General features: G+C 71.6%; 26 protein-coding genes. 10 read left to right on the top strand and 16 right to left on the bottom strand.

The window, feature by feature from the left end:
• Positions 1-15: 15 nt before the first annotated feature.
• On the bottom strand, positions 16-2,805 hold the full coding sequence (locus ACWDGI_RS14005) for a penicillin acylase family protein (protein WP_450758696.1): 2,790 nt from the start codon (positions 2,803-2,805) through the stop codon (positions 16-18).
• 268 nt (positions 2,806-3,073) lie between these two features.
• Between ACWDGI_RS14005 and ACWDGI_RS14000 the strand changes: the two genes are divergently transcribed.
• The gene (locus ACWDGI_RS14000; protein ID WP_384480006.1) at positions 3,074-3,676 is read left to right on the top strand and encodes a hypothetical protein; all 603 of its coding nucleotides are present in this window, start codon (positions 3,074-3,076) and stop codon (positions 3,674-3,676) included.
• A gap of 103 nt (positions 3,677-3,779) precedes the next feature.
• Here ACWDGI_RS14000 and soxR read toward each other — a convergent pair whose 3' ends face one another.
• Complete coding sequence (gene soxR / locus ACWDGI_RS13995; RefSeq protein ID WP_450758694.1) at positions 3,780-4,238, bottom strand: redox-sensitive transcriptional activator SoxR; 459 nt, start codon at positions 4,236-4,238, stop codon at positions 3,780-3,782.
• Positions 4,239-4,351: 113 nt separating this feature from the next.
• Here soxR and ACWDGI_RS13990 point away from each other — a divergent pair, with 113 nt between their 5' ends.
• The gene (locus ACWDGI_RS13990) at positions 4,352-4,813 is read left to right on the top strand and encodes a MaoC family dehydratase (protein WP_360489638.1); all 462 of its coding nucleotides are present in this window, start codon (positions 4,352-4,354) and stop codon (positions 4,811-4,813) included.
• 53 nt (positions 4,814-4,866) lie between these two features.
• Here the strand turns inward: ACWDGI_RS13990 and ACWDGI_RS13985 are convergent, their stop codons facing one another.
• The 3 genes from ACWDGI_RS13985 to ACWDGI_RS13975 all read right to left on the bottom strand — a co-directional run bounded on the left by ACWDGI_RS13985 (position 4,867) and on the right by ACWDGI_RS13975 (position 7,080).
• The gene (locus tag ACWDGI_RS13985; protein ID WP_450758692.1) at positions 4,867-5,490 is read right to left on the bottom strand and encodes a TetR/AcrR family transcriptional regulator; all 624 of its coding nucleotides are present in this window, start codon (positions 5,488-5,490) and stop codon (positions 4,867-4,869) included.
• A 91-nt stretch (positions 5,491-5,581) separates the two neighbouring features.
• Entirely contained in the window at positions 5,582-5,869 is a 288-nt protein-coding gene (locus ACWDGI_RS13980) for a YiaA/YiaB family inner membrane protein (protein ID WP_360489640.1), read from the bottom strand.
• A gap of 59 nt (positions 5,870-5,928) precedes the next feature.
• The gene (locus ACWDGI_RS13975) at positions 5,929-7,080 is read right to left on the bottom strand and encodes an acyl-CoA dehydrogenase family protein (RefSeq protein ID WP_450759293.1); all 1,152 of its coding nucleotides are present in this window, start codon (positions 7,078-7,080) and stop codon (positions 5,929-5,931) included.
• Positions 7,081-7,145: 65 nt separating this feature from the next.
• On the opposite strand from ACWDGI_RS13975, the gene ACWDGI_RS13970 reads away from it, so the two are divergent.
• A complete protein-coding gene (locus ACWDGI_RS13970; protein WP_450758691.1) occupies positions 7,146-7,793 on the top strand; it encodes a TetR/AcrR family transcriptional regulator in 648 nt (215 codons plus the stop codon).
• 142 nt (positions 7,794-7,935) lie between these two features.
• Complete coding sequence (locus tag ACWDGI_RS13965) at positions 7,936-8,868, top strand: DMT family transporter (protein ID WP_450758689.1); 933 nt, start codon at positions 7,936-7,938, stop codon at positions 8,866-8,868.
• A 14-nt stretch (positions 8,869-8,882) separates the two neighbouring features.
• Here ACWDGI_RS13965 and ACWDGI_RS13960 read toward each other — a convergent pair whose 3' ends face one another.
• The 9 genes from ACWDGI_RS13960 to ACWDGI_RS13920 all read right to left on the bottom strand — a co-directional run bounded on the left by ACWDGI_RS13960 (position 8,883) and on the right by ACWDGI_RS13920 (position 17,993).
• Positions 8,883-9,971 (bottom strand): Zn-dependent alcohol dehydrogenase, encoded by a 1,089-nt coding sequence (locus ACWDGI_RS13960; RefSeq protein WP_450758687.1) that lies wholly within the window; start codon positions 9,969-9,971, stop codon positions 8,883-8,885.
• 13 nt (positions 9,972-9,984) lie between these two features.
• Positions 9,985-11,373 carry an aldehyde dehydrogenase family protein gene (locus ACWDGI_RS13955; protein WP_450758685.1) on the bottom strand — a complete coding sequence of 463 codons (1,389 nt, stop codon included), beginning with the start codon at positions 11,371-11,373 and terminating at the stop codon, positions 9,985-9,987.
• A gap of 102 nt (positions 11,374-11,475) precedes the next feature.
• Entirely contained in the window at positions 11,476-11,928 is a 453-nt protein-coding gene (locus ACWDGI_RS13950) for a DUF3574 domain-containing protein (protein ID WP_450758683.1), read from the bottom strand.
• 187 nt (positions 11,929-12,115) lie between these two features.
• Positions 12,116-12,772: a class F sortase gene (locus tag ACWDGI_RS13945; RefSeq protein ID WP_450758681.1), complete on the bottom strand. Its 657-nt coding sequence runs from the start codon at positions 12,770-12,772 to the stop codon at positions 12,116-12,118.
• Positions 12,759-13,520, bottom strand: coding sequence for a hypothetical protein (locus tag ACWDGI_RS13940; RefSeq protein ID WP_450758679.1), 762 nt, complete (start codon positions 13,518-13,520; stop codon positions 12,759-12,761). The genes ACWDGI_RS13945 and ACWDGI_RS13940 overlap by 14 nt, the downstream gene beginning before the upstream one ends.
• 101 nt (positions 13,521-13,621) lie before the next feature.
• Positions 13,622-14,866: an MFS transporter gene (locus ACWDGI_RS13935; protein ID WP_450758678.1), complete on the bottom strand. Its 1,245-nt coding sequence runs from the start codon at positions 14,864-14,866 to the stop codon at positions 13,622-13,624.
• 23 nt (positions 14,867-14,889) lie between these two features.
• Positions 14,890-16,350 carry a CitMHS family transporter gene (locus ACWDGI_RS13930; protein WP_450758676.1) on the bottom strand — a complete coding sequence of 487 codons (1,461 nt, stop codon included), beginning with the start codon at positions 16,348-16,350 and terminating at the stop codon, positions 14,890-14,892.
• Positions 16,351-16,585: 235 nt separating this feature from the next.
• Complete coding sequence (locus ACWDGI_RS13925) at positions 16,586-17,203, bottom strand: TetR family transcriptional regulator (protein WP_450758674.1); 618 nt, start codon at positions 17,201-17,203, stop codon at positions 16,586-16,588.
• Positions 17,204-17,267: 64 nt separating this feature from the next.
• Positions 17,268-17,993 (bottom strand): hypothetical protein, encoded by a 726-nt coding sequence (locus tag ACWDGI_RS13920; protein WP_450758672.1) that lies wholly within the window; start codon positions 17,991-17,993, stop codon positions 17,268-17,270.
• 157 nt (positions 17,994-18,150) lie between these two features.
• Between ACWDGI_RS13920 and hmgA the strand changes: the two genes are divergently transcribed.
• From hmgA to ACWDGI_RS13905, 3 genes are read left to right on the top strand one after another with little or no spacing between them, the layout of a single operon-like run.
• Positions 18,151-19,506, top strand: a complete 1,356-nt coding sequence (gene hmgA, locus ACWDGI_RS13915; protein ID WP_450758670.1) for a homogentisate 1,2-dioxygenase — start codon at positions 18,151-18,153, stop codon at positions 19,504-19,506.
• A gap of 26 nt (positions 19,507-19,532) precedes the next feature.
• Complete coding sequence (locus ACWDGI_RS13910; protein ID WP_450758668.1) at positions 19,533-20,282, top strand: GntR family transcriptional regulator; 750 nt, start codon at positions 19,533-19,535, stop codon at positions 20,280-20,282.
• 12 nt (positions 20,283-20,294) lie between these two features.
• Positions 20,295-21,446, top strand: coding sequence for a type ISP restriction/modification enzyme (locus ACWDGI_RS13905; protein WP_450758666.1), 1,152 nt, complete (start codon positions 20,295-20,297; stop codon positions 21,444-21,446).
• A gap of 25 nt (positions 21,447-21,471) precedes the next feature.
• Here ACWDGI_RS13905 and ACWDGI_RS13900 read toward each other — a convergent pair whose 3' ends face one another.
• A complete protein-coding gene (locus ACWDGI_RS13900) occupies positions 21,472-22,182 on the bottom strand; it encodes a TetR/AcrR family transcriptional regulator (protein ID WP_450758664.1) in 711 nt (236 codons plus the stop codon).
• Between the two features lie 63 nt (positions 22,183-22,245).
• On the opposite strand from ACWDGI_RS13900, the gene ACWDGI_RS13895 reads away from it, so the two are divergent.
• The 3 genes from ACWDGI_RS13895 (at position 22,246) to ACWDGI_RS13885 (ending at position 25,326) form a co-directional block, all read left to right on the top strand.
• A complete protein-coding gene (locus ACWDGI_RS13895) occupies positions 22,246-23,181 on the top strand; it encodes an ATP-binding cassette domain-containing protein (protein WP_450758662.1) in 936 nt (311 codons plus the stop codon).
• Positions 23,178-23,954 carry an ABC transporter permease gene (locus ACWDGI_RS13890; protein WP_450758661.1) on the top strand — a complete coding sequence of 259 codons (777 nt, stop codon included), beginning with the start codon at positions 23,178-23,180 and terminating at the stop codon, positions 23,952-23,954. The genes ACWDGI_RS13895 and ACWDGI_RS13890 overlap by 4 nt, the downstream gene beginning before the upstream one ends.
• 175 nt (positions 23,955-24,129) lie before the next feature.
• Positions 24,130-25,326, top strand: coding sequence for a CaiB/BaiF CoA transferase family protein (locus ACWDGI_RS13885; RefSeq protein WP_450758659.1), 1,197 nt, complete (start codon positions 24,130-24,132; stop codon positions 25,324-25,326).
• 15 nt (positions 25,327-25,341) lie between these two features.
• On the opposite strand, the gene ACWDGI_RS13880 is transcribed toward ACWDGI_RS13885, so the two are convergent.
• Positions 25,342-25,614 carry a hypothetical protein gene (locus ACWDGI_RS13880; protein WP_450758657.1) on the bottom strand — a complete coding sequence of 91 codons (273 nt, stop codon included), beginning with the start codon at positions 25,612-25,614 and terminating at the stop codon, positions 25,342-25,344.
• Positions 25,615-25,662 lie beyond the last annotated feature (48 nt).

Here is a 25,662-nt window from a genome sequence, read left to right as displayed (position 1 = left end):
CCGCCATGGACGTGCTCAGCGGTGCGAGGTGAACTCCACGACCTGCTGGAAGGTCGGGCGGTTCTGCCAGCTGATGTTGTAGTGCTTGATACCGCCCAGGGTGCGCTGGACGATCGAGTCGGCACACCACTGGTCGCCGGCCGAGCACAGCGAGTCCCCGGGGTAGACCGTGGACGCACTCGTACCGGCCGCCGTCTTCAGCGTGCTGATCAGGATGTCCCGGCAGGCGCTGAGGCTGCCGCCGCCGCAGTACTGCGCGGCCAGCGGCCCCGACACGCTCTGCCCGAGCACCGACCGGATGTCCTTGTCGACATAACTCCACCAGCCGTACTGGAAGGAGCTTCCGGCGTGTGCCCCGGTCGGACCGTGCGCGGCCGACGGAGTCTCGTCGATGTACAGGTTGTTGGTGAACGCGGTGTACAGGTCGGAACCGAGGCCGGGCTGGAACTCGGCCTTCACCAGCAGCGGCCACCAGGCGTCGAGGATCCGGACGGCGTCGGAGTTGGCGTACGTCTTCGAGCCCGCCGAGGTCTCCGTGCGCTTGCCGCCCGCCGTCAGCCAGGTCTGGAGCTTGGTGACGGCCGCGGCGGCCGTGGAGTCGGTCACCGTACTGCTGTTGATCACCTTCAGCAGGTCCGGCAGCACGTCCTCGGCCCGCAGGTCGGTGAGCGACGCGTCCGACATGGCCTTGACGAGCGAGGAGCGTGTGACACCGCCCGCCGCGACCAGTTTCTTCACCCGGTCGTCAAGGAGGTTGCCGCGATGGACCGAACCGTCGCCCCAGCTGGCGGTGGTGTAGTTCAGCGCCTGTTTGTTGTTCCAGGAGATGTAGTAGTCCTGGTCGACGGAGTTGGGGTGCTGGGAGGCCGGGGTGTAGTCGGACGTGTTGGTGGCCGGGTCCCAGTTCTGCCACTCGTAGGCCGCCTGCGCCCAGACCGGGAACTCGGGGTCGACACCGGTCGCCCGCACCGGGTTGTTGCCGCTGTTGTAGTACGCGGTGTGGGAGGAGTCCGCGTAGAACCAGTTGAAGGTGAAGTTGATGTGCTGCGCCGCGCTCTGGAAGGTCTGCGGGCTCTTCACGTAGTCGGGGTCGTTGAGCATCTGGAAGCCGATGATCGAGTCGGCCTCGTGCATGTAGGAGGAGCGCAGGGTGGTGTAGGCGACCTTCTTCCCGCCGACGGTCGCGCGGTATTCGACGGGTCCGTACTTCGTCTTCCACACGCGCATGGTGTACGAGCCGGCGGCCGTGCCGTCGGCCGTGGTCGGCTTCCAGGAGTTCTTCTGCTCGACCTCGTCCATGGCCGTGCAGGTGCCGTGGTACAGGTAGTGGTAGTCGTCCTGGCAGAGTTCGACGGCGTAGCTGTCGATGATGTCCTGGCCGGAGGTGGTGGCGGACCAGGCGTAGTCCTGGCCGCGGCCGAGTTCGACGTACATGCTCAGGCCGGCGAAGGAGGCACCGCGGGCGCTGATGCCCGGGCCCTGGATCTCCTGGAGCATGAGCAGCTGCGGGGCGAAGTACCCGGTCTGCGGTCCGAAGACGGCGACGGGGTGACCACTCGCGGTGTGGTTGCCGCTGACCACCAGCGCGTTGGACATCCCGCGCCTGGCCGAGCTGAGGGCGGTCGCGGTCGCCGCGGCGGAGGCGGCGGAGGCGCTCTGGCTTGCGCCGGTGCCGGTGGCGTCGTAGACCAGCGGCTCGGTCGTCACCGAACCGGAGTCCGGCAGCGCCTCGCCCTGCGGGGTGGCCGGCTTGGTGCCGTACGGGAAGCTCTCGCCGTTGTGGACGGTGAGCGCGGCCTCGGGGTCGTTGCGCTCGCGGAACGACTCCCAGACCTTGGTGCCCTGTTCCACGCCGTACTGCTGCTGGGCGGCGAGCAGCGAGAGGGCGTTGTTGACCTCGCCTCCGCCGCCGGCGCCGAACAGCGAGCCGACCACGGAGGCGAGCGCCACCAGGTCGGTGATCTTGAAGTGGTCGATGGTGCCGGCGTTGGTGATCGAGTCCTTGTGACCGGTCAGGACGTATTCGCCGGGGAAGTAACGGCCGCTGTCGGAGGCGTCGATGTAGGAGTTGATGCCGGCGAGGTAGGCGTTGGCATCGGCGAGGGCCTGCTGGCCGCGGGTGCCGTTGTTGGCGACGGCGTTGTCGATCTGCGCCTGGAGGTCGGCCTCGGTGTAGGGGGCGTTGCGGTAGAACTCCTGCTCGAGGCCCTGGTTGGAGGCGGCGCCGCCGGCGAAGGTGGTGAGCTGGCCGCGCCCGACGTGCCGGAACACGTCCATGAGCCACAGCCGGTCCTCAGCGGCGGCATAACCGGCGCCGAACTCGGTGCCGTATCTGGTGGTACCGGTGATGTGCGGGACGCCCGTCTTCTTGTCGCGGACGATCGTCACATCGGTGCGGCCCGCCGGACTCTCCGTGGAGGCGACCTGATCGGAAGCGACCCCGAACGACGAGTCGTTGAAGAACGTGTTGATCTTCGCGTCGGTGAGGGTGGAGTAACCCGTGGCCAGGTTGTTGTAGGGGCCGAGCTGGTCCTCGGCGTGGGCGGGCTGGGTGCCGAAGACCTGGTTGAGCAGGACCTGGGCGAGGGTGGCGTTGCCGTTCTCACCGGGCGGCAGGATGTCCGAACACTGGCCGCCGCAGTAGTCGTTGGAGGCGGTGGCCGCCGCGGCCGGCGTCGCCTGGGCCAGCGGGGAGAGCAGGCCGGCGACGAGGACGCATACAGACGCCGCTTTCAGGAACCCGGGGAGCTTGCGGGGAGTTCTCAGTTTGTCGAACAACGCGTGATGTCTGGTGCGCCGGGGCATGGCGGCTCCTCACGACGGGGGTGGTGCTGGACGTTACCGCCGGTATCCCCGGGATTGAAGATGAACATGCGTCAAGTTTTGGAGTGGTCGCCCGTGTCGGTGGCGTCACGGGCCGTCGGTCAAGGCGGGCGGCCTTATGGACGGCATCGGAAATCGGATGGAGCCGATTCGAGTGTCGATACGTCTATACGGCAACGCCGCGCGAAGTCCGTGCGACGCCGCCGAAGTGACCGAAGTACAGGTGCAGGTGTGACGGAGGTGCAGGGCGATGGCCGGTTTCCGGAGTCTGGCGAGACAGGTGCGAGACCCACGGTGTGATCTGGCGCTACGGCGCTACTCGCTGCGCAAGTGCCTGGAGCGGTTCGCCCCTTACGGGCACCGCGCGACCTGGGACCATCTCTGCTCGCGGGCCGGGTTCGGTCCTGAGGACCGGTCCCCCGATCCGGCGCGTCTCGTGGGCGCACTGGAGGAGTTGGAAGAGGCGCGGGCGGTCTGGCTGGCCTACGAGGTCGAGTTCGCCGAGCGCCGCAAGAAGGAGAAGCACGACGGGCTGCGCCGCCCGGGCAGCGTGGACGACTGGCACCGGCTGACCTGGGGCGGATTCGGAGTGGCCTGGTGCGACGACCCACGGGTCCACCCCGACGAACCACTGGCCGAGGTGCTGCGACGGCTGATCGCCGCCCTGGAGCGCGAACCGGGCGCGGTCTGCCCGGTGTGCGCGGGGGAGCGCCTCATCTGGAAGTACGACCTGGACCACGAGCCCTCCGCCGGTCCGGTCTGCGCGGACTGCGGGATTCTGGTGCCGCGTCCGGTGCTCACCCCCGAGGCCCTGGCCTACGCCAGGCGCGGGCGGCTGCTCATGTCGGCCTGACCACGTGGGGGTGCGCCGGGGATGCCGCACCCCCCAACTGCCGGTGGTCCCGGCCGCTGTCCATGACGGCCGTCACCCTCGCACAGGCCGGTGCCGGCCGCGTTCAGGTACGTTCCGGCAACAGGCGTGAGCCCGCGCGGCGTTGACCGAAGGCGTCGTCCGGGTTGGACAGGACGCAGGTGTCCAGCGAGAGACAGCCGCAGCCGATGCAGTCCGTGAGGTGATCGCGCAGCCGGTTGAGCTGCTTGATGCGTTCCTCCAGTTCGGCGCGCCACGCCCGCGAGAGACGGGCCCAGTCCTCCCGGGTCGGGGTGCGTTCCTCGGGGAGTTCGCAGAGGGCCTCGCGGATGGTGGCCAGGGGGATGCCGACGCGTTGTGCCGCCCGGACGAAGGCCACCCTGCGCAGCGTGTCGCGGGTGTAGCGGCGCTGGTTGCCACTGGTCCGCCGGCTGCTGATGAGACCCTTGGCCTCGTAGAAGTGGAGTGCGGAGACGGCGGCGCCGCTGCGCGCGGACAGCTGGCCGACGCTCAGCTCTTGGATCTTCTCGGGAATCTGCGGCACCCCGCAGAGCCTACCGACCCGGGTGAGCCGCGCTCCGTTGACAGGGAGCCCGCACGCGACCATGCTAAGCAGTTGCTTAGGAATGGACGCGCGACCGCGAGAGGGCCGGGAACATGGCAGAACCGAGGATCTTCACCTCCCCCGACGAGCTGAAGGCGGCCGTGGGCGAGCAGCTGGGCCACACCGACTGGCTGGAGGTCGACCAGAAGCGGATCGACCTGTTCGCGGAGGCGACGGGCGACCACCAGTGGATCCACGTCGACCCGGAGAAGGCGGCCGCGGGCCCGTTCGGGACGACCATCGCGCACGGCTACCTGACGCTGTCGCTGCTCCCGCTCTTCGGCCCCCAGCTGATCAAGGTCGAGGGCGTGAAGATGGGCGTGAACTACGGCACCAACAAGGTCCGTTTCCCCGCTCCCGTGCCGGTCGGCTCCCGGCTGCGGGCCACCGCCACGATCACCGACGTGTCGGACGTCACGGGCGGTGTCCAGGTGAGCGTCGCGTTCACCGTGGAGCGCGAGGGCGGCGACAAGCCGGTCTGCGTGGCGGAGTCGGTGTCCCGGTACTACCTGTAGGACCACTCGGCCAGCAGGGTTGCTTGGCCCGCAGGGTTACCTGGCCCCGAGGGCTACTCGGCCCCCACCATCCGCAGCACGAGGTCGGCGTAGAGCGTGCCGACCTGCTCGGGTGTGCGGGGGCCGTCCACGTTGAACCAGCGGGCGACGTCGATGCAGAGGGAGAGCACCGCGAGGGTGGTGCCGTGGATGTCGATGACGTCGAACTCCCCCGCCGCGACGCCCTCCTCGATGATCCCGCGCACCTCGGCGTCGACCTGGCGGCGCAGCCCGAGGATCTCGGCGCGGGCGTCGGGGCCGAGGGCGTCCAGTTCGTACTGCACGACCCGGGCGGTGGTGCGCCGCCCGGCGTGCCAGCGGACGAAGGAGCTGACGCCGTCCGCGAGCCGCTCGGTGGCGGTGCCCTCGCGCCGGGCCGCGGTCCGGAGGATGTCCAGGGCCTTGTCGTGACCGATGCGGCTGATCCGGTGGAGCAGCTCTTCCTTGGTCTTGTAGTGGATGTAGAGCGCGGCGGGGCTCATCCCGGCGCGGCCGGCGATGTCCCGGGTGGTGGTGGCGTGGTAGCCGCGCTCGGCGAAGGCCTCCACGGCGGCGACCAGCAGACGCCGGGCCGCGTCAGGGGTGACCTCTTCCCACGGCTCTACCTCGCCGCCGGTCGTCTCCTCCGCCGTACTCATCGCTCGCTCGCCCCTCTCGATACCGGAGCTCCACCATACCGCCGAAGCTGAGCGAGCGCTTAGTGTGCCCGCTCAGAGCTTGTCCCGCGGCTCAGAGCTTCTCGAAGGGGTCGTGTTCGGCGAGCAGCTTCTCCAGTCGAGCCTGGTCGACGCGGCTGACGATCTGCCCGGCCTCCTGGCGGTCGCGGATGACCTTCGCGAGCGTGAAGGCAGAGGTGACGAGGTAGAGGACGGCGATGCCCAGGAAGGCGCGCACCCAGGCGTCGGCGTGCAGCTGGAAGATGCCGATGGCGGTGGCCGTGATGGCGACGGCGAAGGAGGCGACGGCCTGGCCGTAGTAGGCGGCCGTGTTCTGCTGTCTGACCGGTGTGTCATTCATGGCTCGATCATCGGCGGACGTGGCCCGCGCCACATCCGTCCGGATACTCAGGGACCTACTCAGAACGCCGAAACGCCCGTCAGCGCCCGCCCGATGAGCAGTTTCTGGATCTGGCTGGTGCCCTCGTAGAGGGTCATCACCCGGGCGTCGCGCAGGAGTTTGCCGACCGGGTACTCGTCGATGTAGCCGTAGCCGCCGAAGACCTGGAGGGCGTTGTTGGCGGCGCGCACGGCGGCCTCGGAGGCGAAGAGCTTGGCCTTGGAGGACTCGGTGGCGAACGGCAGGCCGCGGTCGACCAGGTCGGCGACCCGCCAGGTCAGCAGCCGGGCCGCGTCCACGTCGACGGCGATGTCGCTGATGAGTTCCTGGACCAGCTGGTGGCCGGCGATCGGCGTGCCGAACTGCTCGCGCTCCCCCGCGTACCGCACGGCCGCGTCCAGTGCGGCCTGGGCTATGCCGACGCAGCCCGCGGCGACCGACATCCGCCCCTTGGCCAGCGCCGACATGGCGACCGAGAAGCCCTTGCCCTCGGGTCCGAGCATCGCGGCGGCGGGGACCCGGACGTCCTCCAGGATGATCTCCGCGGTGGCCTGCCCGCGCAGCCCGAGCTTGCCGTGGACGGCCCGGCGGGTGAGCCCCGGACTGTCGGCCGGCACCAGGAAGGCGGAGACGCCCTGGTGGCCGGGCGCGTCGGTGGAGCGGGCGAAGAGGAGCACCACGTCGGCCCAGGTGCCGTTGGTGATGAACATCTTGGAGCCGTTGACCACGTAGTCGTCGCCGTCGCGAACGGCGCGGGTGGTGAGGTTGCCCGCGTCGGAGCCGGTGCCGGGTTCGGTGAGGCCGAAGCAGCCGACGTACGCGCCGGAGGTCAGCCCCGGCAGCCAGCGCCGCTTCTGCTCCTCGCTCCCCCAGGCGGCGACGGTCTTGGCGACGAGGCCCAGGGAGACCGAGACGATTCCGCGCACGGAGGAGTCGCCGCGGCCGAGTTCCTCGGTGACCAGGCAGTACGACAGGTGGTCGCCGCCCGAGCCGCCGTACTCCTCGTCCACGGTCAGGCCGAGGAAGCCGACCTCGCCGAGCTTCTTGACGATCCCCCGGTCCACCTCCTCGGCGCGGTCCCAGGCGATCACGTGCGGGGCGATCTCGCGCTCGACGAAGTCCCGGGCGAGCTGCCGTACGGCGGTCTGCTCCTCGCTGAGTCCCAGGTTCACCATGCGATCACCCCACATTTAAATTAGCACTGCTAGTTTCTTGGTGCAGCCCTACTATGTGCGCCATGGCCCGACCGCGCAAGCCCCTCCTCAGCACCGACCGGATCGTCCGGGTGGCACGGGAACTCGTGGACGCGGAGGGTCTGGCGGCCGTCTCCACCCGTCGGCTCGCGGCCGAGCTGGGGGTGAGCGGGCCCTCGCTCTACAACCACTTCCGCACCAAGGACGAGATCCTGGAGGCGGTCGCGGACTCGGTGAGCGCGCAGGTCGACCTGTCGATGTTCGAGGGCGGCGACGGGCGGGACTGGCGGACCGCGCTGCACGACTGGGCGGTGTCCTACCGGGCCGCGCTCCGCGACCACCCGAACATCGTCCCGGTCCTGGCCCGCGGCCCCGGCCGCCGCCCCGCCGGACTCCGGCTCGCGGACGCCGTCTACGGCGGGATGGTCGACGCGGGGTGGCCGCCGGCGCAGGCGACGTCGATCGGGGCGCTGATGCGGTACTTCGTCATGGGGTCGGCGCTGGGGTCGTTCGCCGGGGGCTTCGTGGACGACGCGAGCGCCTACGACCCGGCCGACTATCCCCATCTCGGGCAGGCGCATCTGCTGGCGGAACAGCAGGAGAAGATCGACGAGCGGGCGTTCGAGACGGGGTTGCGGGCACTGCTGGACGGGTTGGCCCAGCAGTTCGCGGGAGCAAAAGAGACCGCGTAGCGGGTGGCGGGACGTCCTGCGGCCGGCCCGCGGCCACGACGCGCCCCGCGAGGCGCGCGGGGAACTGCGCGCGACCAGCCACCCACCCAGCCGTCCGAAATCCGCCAGCCCCGGCCCGTCCCTCCTCTCTAACCTCGGTCCCATGACGAATTCCGCACCCCGCCCGCTGCCCGCCCTCGCCGCCGTCGTCACCGTCGTGCTGTGGGCCTCCGCCTTCGTGGCCATCCGGAGTGCGGGGGACTCCTACTCCCCCGGTGCCCTCGCCCTCGGCCGGCTGTTCTCCGGGTCCCTCGCGCTCGGGCTGCTCTGTCTCGTGCGGCGCGAGGGGCTGCCGCCCCGGTCCGCCTGGCGGGGCATCGGGATATCCGGCGTGCTGTGGTTCGGCTTCTACATGGTCGCCCTGAACTGGGGCGAACAGCAGGTGGACGCGGGGACGGCCGCCCTCGTGGTGAACGTCGGCCCCCTGCTGATCGCCCTGCTCGGGGCCCGGCTGCTCGGTGATCCGATGCCGCCCCGGCTGCTCGCGGGGATGGCGGTGTCGTTCGCGGGTGCGGTGACCGTGGGGCTGTCGATGGCCGGCGGGGGCGGTTCCTCGGTGCTGGGCGTGGTGCTGTGCCTGCTCGCGGCCGTCGCCTACGCGGCCGGTGTGGTCTCCCAGAAGCCCGCCCTGGCCCGGGCGAGCGCGCTGCAGGTGACGACGTACGGGTGTCTCGTCGGCACCGTGGCCTGTCTGCCGTTCGCCGGGCAGCTGGTGCGCCAGGTCGCCGACGCGCCGCTGTCCGCGACCCTCGACATGGTGTATCTCGGGGTCTTCCCGACCGCGCTTGCCTTCACGACCTGGGCGTACGCCCTCGCCCGGACCACCGCGAGCCGGATGGGTGCGACGACGTACGCCGTGCCGGCGCTGGTCGTGCTGATGTCCTGGCTGGCCCTCGGCGAGGTGCCGGGGCTGGTCACCCTGGCCGGCGGGGTGCTGTGCCTGGCCGGTGTGGCGGTGTCCCGGTCGCGGACGCGGACGCGGGCTCCCCGTGCCGTGCCGGTGGCCGGGGAGCCGCACTCCGAACAGGTGCCGTGACGGTCGTACGGGGGTCAGAAGACGACCAGCGCCCGGCCGCCCTTGCCCGCCAGCATGTTCTCGAACGCCGCGGGGATGCCCTCCAGCGCGATCCGTTCCGTCACCAGCGCGCCCAGGTCCAGACGGCCGGCCCGGACGTGCTCGGCGAGCACCGGCAGGTCGTGGGCCGGGTCCGAGTTGCCGTAGACGCAGCCGGAGAGGGTGCGGCCCCAGTGGAAGAGCTCCAGGGCGTTGAAGGTGACCTGCTCGCTCTTGCCGCCGATGCCGACCACCGTCGTACGACCGCCCCGGCGGGTGGACTCCCACGCCGCGCGGATGCTGACCGCGCGGCCGACGCACTCCACGGAGACGTCGACGCCCTGTTTGCCGGTGAGGGCACGGATCGCCCGGGGCGTGGTGTCGGAGGCGACCACGTAGTCGGTGGCGCCGGCGGCCCGGGCCAGCTCCTCCTTCGCCGCGGAGACGTCCACCGCGACGATCCGGGACGCACCCGCGATCCGGGCCGCCTGCACCGCGGCCAGGCCCACCCCGCCGACGCCGAACACCGCGACGGTCTCGCCCTCCCGGACCCGCGCGGAGTTGTGGACGGCGCCGTAGCCCGTCAGCACCGCGCAGCCGAGGAGGGCCGCGTCGGTGAGCGGGATGCCGGCCGGGAGCGGCAGGACGCAGGACTCGGCGACCACCGTCTCCTCGGCGAACGCGGCGACGTTCAGGCCGGGGTGCAGGTCGGTGCCGTCCGCGGTACGGGCGTAGACGTCGGCGGAGCCGTTCAGCGCGTTGGCGCACAGCCAGACCTCGCCGAGCGTGCAGGCGTGGCATGTTCCGCAGGAGGGCGCCCAGTTGAGGACGACCGGGGCGCCGGGTGACAGCCGGGTGACGCCCTCCCCCACGGCGACCACCGTGCCCGCGCCCTCGTGGCCGAGGACCGCCGGGACCGGCACCCGCATGGTGCCGTCGGACAGGGAGAGGTCGGAGTGACAGACACCTGCGGCGGCGAGGCGGATCCGGACCTGGCCGGGGCCGGGGTCCGGGAGGTCGATCTCGGTGACCTGGAGCGGGGCGCCCACGGCGGGCAGTACGGCGGCTCGGACTGTGGCAGCCATCAGAGCAACCTCCTCAGAACTGGAGGGACTTGGTCTGGAGGTACTCGGCGAGGCCGTGCGCGCCGAGTTCCCGGCCGACGCCCGACTGCTTGTATCCGCCGAACGGTGCGAGGGGGTTGAAGCGGCCGCCGTTGATGTCGACCTGCCCGGTGTCCATGCGCCGGGCGAAGGCCACCGCCTCCGCCTCGTCCCCGGCCCAGACGGCGCCCGCGAGCCCGTAGACGGTGCCGTTGGCGATCCGGAGCGCGTCCTCCTCGTCCACGTAACGCAGGATCGACAGCACCGGGCCGAAGATCTCCTCCTGGGCGACGGTCATCTCCGGGGTGACGTCCGCGAGCACGGTCGGGCTGACGAAGTATCCCTGCTCGCGCGGGGATTCGGCCCCTCCGGCGACCAGCCGGGCGCCCTCCGCGACCCCCTTCTCGATGTAACCGCGCACCCGGGCCCGCTGCTTGGCGCTGACGACCGGCCCGATGCGGTCCCCGTACTTGGCGGCAGCGGCGGCCGCCAGCTCCACCGCCTGCGCGTACTGGTCGGTGTGCACCAGCATCCGCGTCCAGGCGCTGCACGTCTGGCCGGAGTTGGCCATCACGTTGGCCACCCCGACGTTGACGGCCTTGGCGAGATCGGCACTCGGCAGGATGACGTTCGCGGACTTGCCGCCCAGTTCGAGAGCCACCTTCTTCACGGCCGCACCGGCCACCGCGCCGATCTGCTTGCCGACGGCCGTGGAGCCGGTGAAGGAGACCAGGTCGACCCCCGGGTGCTCGGCGAGGGCCTGCCCGGCGACCGGGCCGAGGCCGGTGACCAGGTTGAACACACCGGCCGGGAAGCCCGCCTCGGCCACCGTCTCCGTGAACAGCTGGGCGGTGAGCGGGGTGTCCTCGGCGGGTTTGAGTACGACCGTGCAGCCGGCGGCGAGCGCCGGGGCGACCTTGGCGACGATCTGGTGCAGCGGGTAGTTCCAGGGCGTGATCGCGCCGACCACGCCGACCGGCTCCTGGTGGACGGTCGAGTTGCCGACCTTCTCCTCGAAGAGATGGGTCGCGGCCAGCTCGGCGTAGGAGCCGGCGACCGCGATCGGCAGCCCGGCGTGCACGGCCTGCGAGAACTGCGGCGGCGAGCCCAGCTCCGCGGTGACCGTCTCGGCGATCTCGTCCTGGCGGGCCGCCAGGGCGTCGCGGAGCGCGCCGAGCAGGGCGGCCCGCTCGGCGGGCGGGGTGGCGGCCCAGGCCGGGAGGGCTGCACGGGCGGCGCGTACGGCGGTGTCGACGTCCAGCGCACCGCCCGCCGGGACCTGGCCGATGACCTGCTCGTCGACCGGGTTCACGACCTCGATCACGTCCTGGCTCTCGGCGGCGCGCCAGGCGCCGTCGATGTACAGGCCGTCGTGTGCCTTCATGCTGCTTCCTCCCGGCGGTGCTGGGTCTCCGGCTCACAAACTAGCGGCGATAGTTTTTCGGCACCAGGGGTCGGCGCCGGAGACACGTGCGTGGCAGGACCATCAGAAGTCGACCTGGGCTCGTTCGTCCACCCGCCCCACGCTCTCCTGGGCGAAGGCCTTCTCGTAGGCCCGCCGGATCTCCTCGATCTTCCGGTCGCCGCGCTTCGCCGCCGACTCCGGGTACAGCAGGGTCAGCTCGTACGACCGCTCCTTCTCGATCGCGCCGTGCGCGTCCCGCCACTGCCCGCGCCCGCTCTGCACGGTCAGCCCGTCGGGGAAGTCCGGGGTGACCTCCTTGTCGACGAAGGCCGTGAACTGCCGGTCGGTGACGGCCGGGCCGCCGTCCGGCCGGGCGGTGCCGAAGAAGAGCCGGGTCTCGACGTAGGCCTTTCCGCGCACCGGCACGGCCGCGGGCCGGTCGTCGGCCAGCGCCGTGTACGCGGCGGGGGTGCCGGCCAGCAGAACTCCGGCCAGCGCGAGGGCCGACCGGTTACGGAGCGAATGAGTACGCATGCCCCCTTCTTAGGGGGTTTGCCCCTCTCAAGTCCCCGATTCCCGCCGGGGTTCACTCATCCAGGTCGAACATCGGCGCCGCCCCACCGGGGGCGCGGAGAGCCACGCGACCAGCCGCGACGGCGCCGCGGACCGCATCCGACGGGGGCCGCGGCGGCCGGGCGGTGCGGGCGGCCGCACCGCCCGGTCACTGCGTCGCGGTCAGGTGGGCGAAGACCACCACGTTGCTGGTGTAGCCCGTCGTCCGGCTGAAGAGGCCACCGCAGGTGATGACGCGGAGTTCGGGACGCCGGGTCTTGCCGTACACCTCTTTGCTCGGGAAACCGGCCTTGTCATAGACCTTCACCCGGTCCACGGTGTACACGGCGGTACGGCCGTCCGCGCGCCCGGCCTCGATCCGCTTGCCCGGCTTCACCTGGGCGAGCGCCGCGAAGACTGCGGGCCCCGTCCTGGTGTCGCGATGGCCGACGGCGACCGCGAGGCCGGACTCGCCCGGCGTGGCGCCGCCCTGGAACCAGCCGATCAGCTTCGGGTCGTCGACCGGCGGTGTCTCCAACTGCCTTTCCCTGTCGAGCCGGACCCCGATGACCGGCGCGTCGACGCCCAGGAACGGGATGCGCATCGACGTCGGCCGGGACCGGGGCAGCGGGCGGGGCGGGGGCCCGTCGGCCCCGTCCCGGCCCGCGCCCGGGCCGGCCGCCGCCAGGGCGTCCGACCCGTCCGGCCCGTCGGACCCCCAGCACCGGACCACGGTCACCAGGATGATCGCCAGCAGGGCCGTCCTGGCGAGGCGGTAGGCGCGGGTCCGGTACCAGGGCCTGCGTCTGCGCCTACGCGGCGCCATGGGGCCGACGGCGGATCAGCCGGACGTACACCACACCACTGGCCGCGACCAGGCCCACGGCCGTGGCCGCGGCCACCGGCGAGAACGCGGCCGCCGTGTCGGCGAGGCCGCCGCCACCCGCGTGCACACCGCCCTGCGGGCCACCGTGTTCGTCACCCTGCCCCCAGCCCCCGTCATTGCGCTGGTTGTCCTCGATCTGCCCGTTCGGACCCCCCTGCCCGTTCGGGCCGCCCTGCCCGTTCGCGCCACCCTGGTCGTTGTGGCCGTTCTGGTCGTTCGGACCGTTCGGACCGTTCGGACCGTTCTGGCCCTGCGCCCCGTCCTGCTTGCCGTCATGGCAGTTGAGCCGGAAGACCTTCTCCTTCAACGCGCCGGACACGGTCCACGAGAGCTTGTACTGCCCGTCCGCCAGCCCCAGCGGGTCGGTGTGACCGGCACCTCCGGCGAGCTGGATGGTGCCGGCGACCGTGGCGGCGGTGGGCAACGGGGGCTGTGGCGTGATGGTGTAGGCGATACCGGGGAGGACGTCGAAGTTGACGGCGTCGAGATAGAACCTGCAGACCACCGGGTCGTCCTTCGACACGCCGAAGGGCACGCCCACCCGGTGGATCCTGATGTCGCCGTTCTCCCCTACGGCCGCCGCGTTCGGCGCCGCCACCCACGACGCGCCCGCCGCGGCGAGGGCGGTGAGGACGACGGTTGCGCCCGCACGGGGTCCGGCGATGCGTGGAAGTGTGAGCGTGGGCATGCAAGCTCCTCCGAGTTAGACGATTTTCATACAAATCGACCTTTCGTCTGGACTGTCACCCATGCACTCCACGGCCCGTGGCATCAACCTCCGACGCGCCGTCAGATATCGCTCGTGCGGCGCAACGCCGGGCCCTTGCGCCGTGTCCCCGTCACCTGATCGGCGCCCTCGGACCGCCCCACCGCCCCCGGCGAGCGCACCGCCACCCCCGCCGAGACCAGCAGCAACGCGCCCAGCATCACGAACGGAGCGGCCACCCCGGCCACCCCCGCCACCAGCCCCGCCCCGGCCGGCGCCGCCACCTGGCCCAGGCGGTTGCCGGTCAGCCGCAGGGCGAGCGCCGTGGACCGGGCGCCCTCGGGCGCGGCCTGGACGACCGTCGTCATCGACAGCGGCTGCCCGACCCCCAGGCAGAAGCCGAGCGCGGCAAGCATCAGGGCCAGGACCCACACCGGGACCGGCAGCGCGATCCCCGCGCACAGCACGGCCGCCAGGAAGCACGTCACGGTCAGCAGGAGCGGCCGGCCGAGCAGTCGCAGCAACGGCGTGAGAACCAGCCGGCACGCGATCGTCGCCCCCGCCCGGACACTGAGCAGGACGCCGATCACCGCCGGTGCGATGCCCCGGTGCTCGCCGACCACCGGGAGGTACGCGGTGAGGATGTCGGTCGCGGACAGGACCGACAGGCTGACCAGCATGCCCGCCGGGACGCCCCGGGCGCGCAGGATGCCGCCCACCGGGACGCGCCCGCCCGGCTCGGGACGGGACGTCACCGCCGTACGGTCCTCGATGCGCCACAGCGAACCGAACGCGACCGCCGCCCCCGCACCCGCCACGACGAGGGCGAGCGCGCTGCTGCCCGCCATGTCGGGGCCGCCGATCAGCGCGCCCGCGGCGACCGGCCCGATCAGCTGGCCCAGCGACGCGCCGATGGTGAAGTGGCCGAAGTTGCGGTCCTGTTCGTGCGGGGCCGACTGGCGGGCCACCAGCGACTGCGCGCCGATCACGAAGCAGAGGTGGCCGAGGCCCATCACCCCGCTCCACAGGGCCATCGCCCAGAGGGAGTTCGCGAGGCCGCTGAGCGCACAGCCGACGGCTATCAGCACCACACCGACCGGCAGCAGCGGCGCGCAGCGGCCGTGGTCGGTGCGGCGGCCGAGCGGTACGGCGGCGAAGAGCGGGAGCAGGGCGTAGACACCGGCGATGACACCGACGGCCCGTTCGTCGGCGCCGAGCGCCAGCGCCCGGTAGGAGACGGCGGGCCGGGCCATCGACACCGCGCCCTGCGCGAAGCCGAAGGCGATGACGAGGCGGAGCAGCCAACCGCGGTTCCTGCCGGGCGCCATGGTGAAGTCCTCCGTGCGGTGGGTCAGATGATGCCGAACAGGATGCCTGCCCCGAGCACCACGAGTGAGGTGAGCGCGGCCCACTTGACGACGAAGCGGGTGTGGTCGCCGAACTCCACCTTGGCCATCCCGACCAGCACGTAGACGGCCGGCACCAGGGGGCTCGACATGTGCAGCGGCTGGCCGATGATCGAGGCGCGGGCGATCTCCACGGAGGAGACGCCGTGCGCCTGGCCGGCCTCGGCGAGGACCGGGAGGATGCCGAAGTAGAAGCCGTCGTTCGACATGAAGTACGTGAGCGGGATGCTGAGTACGCCGGTGACGAGGGCGAGGTGCGGGCCCATGCCGTCGGGGATGTTGTCGACGAGCCAGGTGGCCATGTGGTCGACCATCCCGGTGCCCTGGAGGACGCCGGTGAAGACGGCGGCGGCGAAGACCATGCCGGAGACGTTGAGGACGTTCTCGGCGTGGGCGGCGAGGCGGGCCTTCTGGGCGGGCATGTGCGGGAAGTTGACGGTCAGCGCGAGTGCGGCGCCGAGCAGGAACAGCACCGGGATCGGCAGCCACTCCATGATCATGGAGGTGAGCAGGGCGACCGTGAGCAGCGCGTTGAACCAGTACAGCCCGGGGCGCAGGGTCTCGCGGTGCGGGTCGAGGCCCTGGAAGCCGTCGTCCTCCGCCGGCCGGTCCGCCTCGGAGCCGGTGCCGGAGCCGGTGCCGGTGCCGGTGCCGTGCACCGCGGACTTGCCCGAGCCGGTTCCCACGCTCGTACCAGTACCCGCACCCGCACCCGCACCCGCACCCGCACCGACCAGTACGGTCTCCGTTTCCCGCTCCTTCTCCTCGACCAGCGCCTCCTCCAGCGTCAGCACACCGAGCCGGTTGCGCTCACGGCGGCCGAGGACGTAGGCGAGGGCGATCACGAAGAGCAGCCCCACGGCGAGTGCCGGGATCATCGGCACGAAGATGTCGCTGGCGTCCAGCTTCAGCGCGGTCGCCGCACGTGCCGTCGGTCCGCCCCAGGGCAGCGTGTTCATCACGCCGTTGGCCATCGCGGCCACCCCGGTCATCACGACCAGGCTCATCTTCAGGCGCTTGTACAGCGGGTACATCGCCGAGACGGTGATCATGAAGGTGGTGGAGCCGTCGCCGTCGAGGGAGACGATGGCGGCGAGCAGGGCCGTACCGACGACGATCCGCAGCGGGTCGGCCTTGCAGAACTTCAGGATCCCCTTGACGATCGGGTCGAAGAGGCCCACGTCGATCATCACGCCGAAGTAGACGATCGCGAACATGAGCATCGCCGCGGTGGGCGCGAGGCTGGTGACGCCGTCGATGACGTAGTCACCGAGCTTGGCCCCCTTGCCGACGAACACACAGAACAGCGCGGGGATCAGCACGAGTGCCGCGATCGGCGACATCTTCTTCAGCATGATCAGGACCAGGAAGGTCGCGATCATGGTGAAGCCGAGGATGGTCAGCATGAGTGGAACACCTAACGTTCGCCCTTGAACTCCCACCAGGGCCGGCGGTGCGATGACGTTAGGTCGCGTCAAACGTCGTTAACAAGACGTTGACACGCGAGCAATAAGCGCAAAACTCCAGGTCACGGGGGTGTGACGACCGGGGTGGCGGCTCTGGGCGCTCCGTCGGCAGCGGATTCGGGCCCGGGAATCGGGCTCAGGAGTCGGGCCCGGGAATCGGGCTCAGGTGTCGGGCTCAGTCCAGCACCCGTGCCAGATAGGCCCGCAGCAGCTCCCGGGTCTCCGTGATGATCGTCTCGTCGCCCTCCGGGTTCATCCGGAAGGACAGGTGGACCAGGGTGTCGGCGGTCTCCACGGCCACCAGGAACGTGCGGCGCAGGTCCTCGTCCGGGGCGCGGCCGATGTAGTCGGAGAGCAGGTCGGTGAGGCGGTCGGCGACCCTGCGGTTGGGTTCGGCGTGGCGGGCGCCGACCGGGATCTGGTTGCCGAAGTCGACGAGGGAGAAGCCGGGGGCGGTGCGCTTCATGGCCAGGTACTCGTCCAGCACCGCGTCCATCGCCGCCCGCCAGTCGCCCTTCGGCGCGTCCTTCAGCCGCTCGGCGACCCGCTCGGTGTAGCGCTCCAGGTTGCGCTGGGCGAGAGCGTCGACCATCTGCCGTTTGTTGCCGAAGAAGCGGTAGACCGAGCCGATGGGCACCCCGGCGCGCACCGCGACGGTCCGGGTGCTCAGCTCCTCGTAGCCCACCTCGTCGAGCAGGTCGGCGCAGGCGTCGAGAATCCTGGTCAGCCGTTCCGCACTGCGGCGCTGGACGGGAGCTTTGCGTAGCGAGGGCGCTGGGGGCACGGGCTTCATGATGCCTTTCCGCAGGGAGCAGGTGAACCTCGCCCCCCAGTACGGAGACGGATGGCCCATGCACTCATCCGGGCGGTGTGCCGTCGCCGCCGGCCGCGGCACCGGAGTGCGCGGGGGAAGCCCCCGCCTCCGGAAGACCGGCCGTCGGCGTCCGCGTGGCTGCCCGCGCCGAGGTCGGTGTGGCCGTCGCCGTCGGCGCGGCCGTCCGTGCCGGTGTCGTCATGTCCAGCGGCGTCGGCGTGACTGTCCGCGCCGGTTTCGGTGCGGCCGTCGGCGTCGCCTTCGCCGTCTCCGCACCCGACGCCGTGACGTCCGCCGTGCTCTCGACGGGTTTGCCCTGTACGGCCCACACCGTGCCGTCGTCCGCGTAGAGCCGGGCGGTGATGTGGTGGGTGCCGTGCGGGACGAGCCTGGCGGGGAGGTGGTACGCGGGGGTGCGCAGCCGGGTCACCAGGCCGCCGTCCACGAAGAGGTAGGCGAGGCCGTGCCCGGCGACCGCCCGGGCCGCGGTGCCGGCCCGGGAGAAGCGGAAGCGGTGCACGTCGAGCCGTACGTCCCAGCCTCCGGCGGTGTCGGGCGTGACCACCGTGCCCACCTCGGGCGCCTGCTTCTTGCCGATCTCCCGGTAGTGGCGTCCGCCCTCGTCCGTGTCGTCCAGGATCTTGCCCACCGGTGAGGGCGACCCCGTCTCCCGTTGCTCGTGCGCCTCCCCGGTCCCGCACCCCGCCGCCGCGACCAGCAGCAGCACGCAGACCGCGAGCGCGCCCGGCAGTCCACGCGTCCACGACATGCCCGGGAGCGTAGAACAGCGCGCCCGAGACCGGATCCCCCTGAAGTCGGGTTCTCGCCGTCCCCCGCTGGGATGATCCCGGCCCTCTTGCACCCGCCCCGACTCAATCCTACGGTGTTACATAGGAATCAGGCATGCACCGGCCCAGGGAGCGATCATGAGCGATGGGGGCACCTCCCGCGCGAGCGTGTTCGAGCATGAGGGAGCGCGGAAGACCGCCGAGGGACTGACATATCTCTCGGGGTTCGGCAACGAGCACTCCTCGGAGGCGGTGCCGGGCGCCCTGCCCGAGGGCCGCAACTCCCCGCAGCGCGCCCCCCTCGGCCTGTACGCGGAGCAGCTCAGCGGTACGGCCTTCACCGAGCCGCGGGCCAGCAACCGCCGCTCCTGGCTGTACCGGATCCGGCCCTCGGCCGCCCACCCGGCGTTCACCCGGGCCGCCGGCGACGGGGCGCTGCGCACCGGCCCCTTCACGGATGTCGCCCCTGACCCGAACCGGCTGCGCTGGAACCCGCTGCCGGAGCCGGCGCCCGGTACGGACTTCCTCGCGGGCCTGTGGACCCTCGGCGGCAACGGCGACGCGACCCAGCGCACCGGCATGGCCGTGCACCTCTATCACGCCAACTGCTCGATGGAGCGGGTCTTCTCGGACGCGGACGGCGAACTGCTGATCGTCCCGGAGCGCGGCGGGCTGCTGCTGCGCACGGAGTTCGGCCTGCTGCATATGGAGCCGGGACATGTGGCGTTGATCCCCCGTGGGGTCCGCTTCCGTGTGGAACTGCTGGATGCCACGGCCCGGGGCTATGTGTGCGAGAACTACGGCTCGCCCTTCCGCCTCCCAGATCTGGGCCCGATCGGCGCCAACGGCCTCGCCAACGCCCGTGACTTCCAGGCCCCCGTGGCCGCCTACGAGGACGTGGAGGGCCCGGTGGAGGTGGTCAACAAGTTCTGCGGCCACCTGTGGACCGCCACATATGACCACTCCCCCCTGGACGTGGTCGCCTGGCACGGCACACATGTGCCCTACCTCTACGATCTCCACCGTTTCAATGTGATCGGCAGCATCTCGTACGACCACCCCGACCCGTCGATCTTCACGGTGCTGACGTCCCCGTCGGACACTCCCGGCCTGGCGGGCGTCGACTTCGTGGTCTTCGCCCCGCGCTGGCTGGTCGGCGAGAACACCTTCCGGCCGCCGTACTTCCACCGGAACGTGATGAGCGAGTACATGGGCCTGGTCGAGGGCGCCTACGACGCGAAGGCGGAGGGCTTCGTGCCCGGCGGCGGCTCCCTGCACAACATGATGTCGGCACACGGCCCGGACCGGGAGACGTTCGACCGGGCGAGCGCGGCCGACCTGCGCCCGCAGAAGATCGACGACGGCCTCGCCTTCATGTTCGAGACCCGCTGGCCGGTGACGCTCACCCCGCAGGCGGCGACCGCCGAGCACCTGCAACGGCGCTACGACGACGTGTGGCAGGGCATGGAACGCCACTTCCGGCCCTTGCACTGAAGATTCCCTACCGGTACGGATGGCCCGTGACCTCCTTCGCCCCGGACTCGATCGTCCTGAACCGCAAGCTGCCGCTCTGGTACCAGGTGTCGCAGTCGCTGCGCGCCTCGATACTCGGCCGTTCGCCCCGGGACCCGCTCCGGCTGCCCACCGAGGAACAGCTGGCGGAGCACTTCGGCGTGAGCGTGCTGACCATGCGGCAGGCGCTGAAGGAACTGGAGGACGAGGGCCTGATCAGCCGGCACCGCCGCCGGGGCACCTTCATCGAACCGGACGCCCGGCGGGGCACCCCGGTACGGCTCCTCGGCTCGGTGGACGCGATCGTGGCCCAGCAGTCCGGCATGACGGCCGAGCTGCTGGACCACGGCACGGCACCCGTGACGGGCGAACTCACCGAGTACTTCCCGGATCTCGACGTGGTGGCGACGTACCACCGCCTGCGCAGCGACGAACAGACCGGTGAGCCGACCAATCACGCCCGCAACCACGTCCGCCCCGAACTGGCCGGACGCATCGACCCGGAGGACCTGGCCCGGCAGCCCATGACCAAGGTGCTGCGCGACGTGGTCGGCGCGGACATCAGCCGTATCACGGACACGGTCGAGGCCCGGCTGGCCGACCCGGAGACGGCCCGGCTGCTCCAGGTCCCCCTCCTCAGCCCGATCCTGCACTACACGGGGGTCACCTACGACACCGCCGGCCGGGTCCTGGACCTGGCGGTCATCCACTACCGGGGCGACCGTTTCTCCTTCACGGTCACCCTCGACGCCACCTGAACTCGTCGTACGATGCCGGGCGTGACGCACGACGACGCTCCGCTGCTTGCGGACCTCATGCCGTGGTCCGTCGCACCACTACGGCTCGGCCGGGGGTGGCCGACGGCCCCTGATCCGGCGACCCTCAAGGCCCGCTGGGACACCCTCCTCAAGGCCGAGGGCCCCGACCGCGAGACCCTGTTCGAACCGACGCGCGCCCGCACGGTCCATTCGGCCGTGCCCCAGCTGCCGGGGCAGCCGACCGGTACGGAGCGGCTGGCGCAGGCCTCGGGCCCGTGCGCGGATCCGGTCCGCGTGCTGTCCGCTCCGTTCGACGAACAGTGGCTCGTCCCGGACCACCGCCTCATCGACACGGCCCGACCGGAGTTGTGGCGGGTGGCGGACGGCCACCAGATCTTCGCCGTGGAGTCGGCGGAGGGCATGCCGCTGCTGGCGACCTCCCTGCTGCCCACCCTTCGCGCCGGCCGCGTCCGCCCGCTGTACCGCCGCCCGGGCGGCGCGGAGCCGAACCTGGCACCGGGACTGCTGGAGCACCTCGCCGACCGCCTGGGCGTCGCTCCCGCCCCGCCGGACGTCCTGGCCTGGGCCCTGGCGACGATCCGCCCGGACCACACGGTCCCGCTCACCGAGGACCCCGATCTCTGGTCCCGGGGCGTGCGGTTGGGCCACCGGGCCCTCTGGCTGCTGCGCCGCGACGGCGAACGCCCGAAGCTCCCGGGCGGCCGCCGCCCCTACGTGCGCGCCCCGCTCCCCTCCCGCCCGCTCACCGTCCGCTACGACCCGCAGGAGGAGACCCTGCACATCGACGAGGGCCGCGTCTCGCCGGTACCGCCCCAGGCGTGGGAGTTCGCGATGGGTGACGTGAAGATCCTGGAGGCGTGGTTCGCGGCACGGACGACCCCGGCGGAACCGGGAACGCTGGCGGCGATCGTCCCGCGGGCCTGGCCCCAGTCATGGACGTCGGATCTGCTGGAGCTGATCACGGTCCTGACCTTGCTGGCGGACGTGCGCGCCCAGCGAGCCGAGTGGGAGATCGAGTCACAGATCACGGCCACGGACCTGACGACGGCCGGCCTGCTCCCACCCCCGGAGGCAGCCCGCAGACCAGCCTCGATCCTGGAGCACACGGAAGAAGGCCCGGCGGGTCAGCTGACGCTGCTGTGACCACCCTTCCCGGGAGGGGTGGCGCCTACGACGACGCGAACCCGTCCAGAACCCTCCCCAGCGCCCGCCGGAAGACCCCCTCCAGATCAATCGGCCCCGCATCCTCCGCAAACGCCGCGGCCATCCGCGGATACGCCCCCGAAGCGATCTGCCCTCCGAGATAGGCGATGCGCACCGCGTTCTCCTGCTCCTCCGACCACGGCAGACTCCGAGCCCGCTCGGCCGTGTCGAGTTCGTTCCGCACATAGGTGGTCACCACGCCGTTCACCATGGCGATCAGCTCCAGCTTCGTCCCGTACGGAGCATCCAGCGGATCCAGGCAGGCCAGGCAGTGCTCCAGATACCGCAGGGCGTGGGGGCTGAACCCATAGACCGGTGACATGAGACGTGGCATCCAGGGATGCCGGTACATCAGCTCCCGCGTCTGCTCGGCGACCCGCACCATGTCGGCCCGCCAGTCTCCCGTCGGCTCCCACAACTCGTGCTCCGCGCCGACCGCGTCAACCATCAGCTCGTACAAGTCCTCCTTGCGGGGGACGTAGTTGTACAGGGACATCGTCCCGCATCCCAACGCGGCCGCCACATGCCGCATCGACACGGCGTCCAGCCCCTCCGCATCGGCGATCCGCACCGCGGCCGCCGCGACGTCGGCACGCGTGAACGCGGGCCTCGGCCCCCGTCCCGCCCGTTCGGGGCGGGCCCAGATCACCTCGGGTTCGGCCCCTCGGACTGACATCGGTCATCACCTCGCCCACCATGCTAGTTACGTACACCGTACGTAGTGCGCTATGGTCGACCCATGGATACTACGTACGCTGTACTTAGTGAAGGTCTGGAGAAGTGCTTCGGCGCCGTGCACGCCCTGCGCGGCCTCGACCTGGCCGTCCGGCAGGGCTCGGTCTGCGGACTGCTCGGGCCGAACGGGGCGGGGAAGACGACGGCCGTACGGCTGTTGACCACGCTCCTTCGGCCGGACGCGGGCTCCGCCCGGATCGCGGGGCACGACCTCGTACGGCAGGCGGCGGCCGTGCGCCGCAGCATCGGCGTCACGGGGCAGTACGCCTCGGTCGACGGCGATCTCACCGGCCGCGAGAACCTGCGCCTGTTCGCCCGGCTGCACCGGGTGCGGGGACCGAACGACCGGGCGGCCGGACTGCTCGACCGCTTCGGCCTCGCCGAGGCCGCCGACCGCAAGGCCGCCACCTACTCGGGCGGTATGCGCCGGCGTCTCGACCTCGCGGCGAGCCTGGTCCGCCGGCCCGAGGTGCTGTTCCTCGACGAGCCCACCACCGGCCTCGACCCGGTCAGCAGGAACGGCGTCTGGGACGCGGTGCGGGAGCTGACGGCGGACGGTACGACCGTGCTGCTGACCACGCAGTACCTGGAGGAGGCCGACCGACTCGCCGACGACATCGTGCTGATGGGCGAGGGCCGGGTGGCGCAGACCGGCACCCCCGCCGAACTCAAGGCGCTCATCGGCTGGTACGCGGAGGCGGTGGTAGCCGATCCGGACGCGCTGGCCAGGGCCGCCGCCGTCCTCGACCGCCTCACCGGGACCGAGCCGCGGTTCGACCACGACCGGCACACCGTCGGCGCCCTCACCACCGACCCGACGCTCACCCTCCCCCGGCTGGTACGCGAACTCGACGCGGCGGAGGTGCGGTTGCTCGACGCGAGCCTCAGACCGCCGACCCTGGACGACGTTTTCCTCCGACTGACGGGAAGTCCCGCATGAGCACGCTCGCGTACGACGGTGCGGCGATGGTGGGCCGGCAGCTGCGCCGGGTCCGCAACAGCCCGGGTCTGGTGGTCCTCACCCAGATGATGCCGGTCAACATGCTGCTGTTCTTCGGCTACGTCTTCGGCAGCGCGCTGGCGATGCCGGGCCCGGAGTACCGTTCCTTCCTCGTGCCGGGGCTGCTGGTGGCGACCGCGGCCGGCGGGGTGATGACCGGGATGTTCCAGGCCGCCCAGGACACCCACCGGGGTGTGACGGACCGCTTCCGGACCATGCCGGTGAGCCGGGCCGCCGTACCGCTGGGGCAGGCTGTGGCCGATCTCGTCGTCACCACGGCGGGTACCGTGCCCCTGCTCCTGGTGGGCCTCGCCGTGGGCTGGCGCGTCGAGGGATCGGCGGTCGCGGCCGTCGGCGCGGTGGGGCTGCTGCTCCTGTTCCGGTTCGCCTGCACGTGCGTCGGCATCTTCCTCGGTCTGCTCAGCCGCAGCGAGGAGGCCGCGGGTCAGCTCGGCGCGGCGTCCTTCGTCCTGCCGCTGCTCTCCGACGCCTACATCCCCACCGGCAACCTCCCGGGCTGGCTGCGCACGGCGGCCGAGTGGAACCCCATCAGCGCGGTGACGACGGCCCTGCGCGACCTCTTCGGCAACGCGTCCGTCCCCGCGGGCGCCGCCTGGCCGGTGGCCCACCCGGTCGCGGGCTCGGTCGCCTGGAGCGCGCTCCTGATCGCCGTCTTCCTACCGCCGGCCGTACGCCGGTACGGCCGCAACTGACACAACCCGCTGTACCGACGCACCGACCCACCGACCGACCCGGCAGCACGGGCGTCGCCGACCGGCCCCGCGGCAGCGGCCCGGCCGACCGAGCCGCCGGCAGGGGCGCGGCCGACGGCCCCGGCCGTGGCGGCGCTGCTGACAGGACCGCCGGTCGCGGGACATGATCCAGCCCATGGACCGTCTCCCGCTGCCCCTGGAGGGCATCACCGTCGTCGCCGTCGAACAGGCCGTGGCCGCGCCCTTCGCCACTCGGCAGCTCGCCGATCTGGGGGCCAGGGTCATCAAGGTCGAGCGGATCGACGGCGGCGACTTCGCGCGCGACTACGACACCACCGCCCGCGGGCTCGCCTCGCACTTCGTGTGGTGCAACCGGGGCAAGGAGTCCATCGCGCTGGATCTGAAGGACCCGCGCGGACTGGACGTCGTGCGACGACTGGTCGCGGACGCGGACGTCTTCGTGCAGAACCTCGCGCAGGGGGCCGCCGCCCGGCTCGGCCTCGACGCGGCCACGCTGTGTGCCGCGCACCCCCGCCTGGTCGCCGTGGACGTGTCCGGATACGGCGCGTCAGGACCGTACGCCGGCAAACGCGCGTACGACATGCTCGTGCAGTGCGAGGCGGGGCTGGTCTCGGTCACCGGGACGCCGGAGCAGCCCGTGAAGGCCGGGATCCCGGCGGCGGACATCGCGGCGGGCATGTACGCCTTCTCGGGCGTCCTCGCGGCGCTGGTGCGGCGCGGGACGACCGGCCGGGGCGGGCCGGTGGAGGTGTCCATGCTGGACGCGCTCGCCGAGTGGATGGGGCATCCGCTGCATCACACCCTGCACGGCGGGACCCCGCCGGAGCGCACCGGCCTGGCGCACGCGGTGATCGCGCCGTACGACGCCTACCCGACCGGGGACGGCGGGCGGGTGCTGCTGTCGGTGCAGAACGACCGGGAGTGGCGGCGGCTCGCCGAACAGGTGATCGGGCGGCCGGAGTTGGGTTCGGATCCGGCGTTCGCGACGAACCCCGCGCGGGTGGCGAACCGGGCGCGGACCGACGAGCTGGTCGCGACGGCCCTCGGATCGGTCGGCACCGACGAGGCGGTGGCGCGCCTCGAAGTCGCGGGCATCGCGTGCGCGCGGCTGCGGGACCTGCACGAGTTGGCGGATCATCCGCAGCTGGCGGCCCGGGAGCGGTGGCGGGAGGTGGGGTCGCCGGTCGGGCCGCTGCGCGCGCTGCTGCCGCCCATCACGCTGCCCGGCGGGGACGAGGCACGGATGGGGGACGTGCCCGCGCTCGGACAGCACACCGAGGCGCTGCTGCGCGCCGTGGGGATGACGGACGCCGAGACAGCAGCGCTGCGCCGGGACGGTGTGGCTGCCTGAGCGCGAGCCTGACGGTCAGTGCTTGTCGCTGCCGCCGAACAGCGAACGGCGCAGTCGACGCAGTGGTGCGAAGAGGGAGACACGGCTGACCCGCGCACCCCGGTCGCTGCGCCGCGCGGGTTCACGCGCGGTCAGCTCACGCATCAGCGACGTCGCCTCGACCGCCTGCTGCTGCGGTATGGCGGGACCCGCCAGCACCGACAGATGGCGGTCGAGGCGCGAACTGGTGGCGCCGCTCCCGCAGGTGATCGCAGGAACCCTCGCCCTGCTGCGTGTTATCTGATCCATGTCACTCCCCACCCGTACGAGTCCACCCGGCCCGGGCAGGGTAACCCT

Source organism: Streptomyces sp. NPDC001220, from assembly GCF_053597895.1.
Note: the sequence above shows the minus strand (reverse complement) of the source record. Positions and strands in the feature narration are given on the sequence as shown.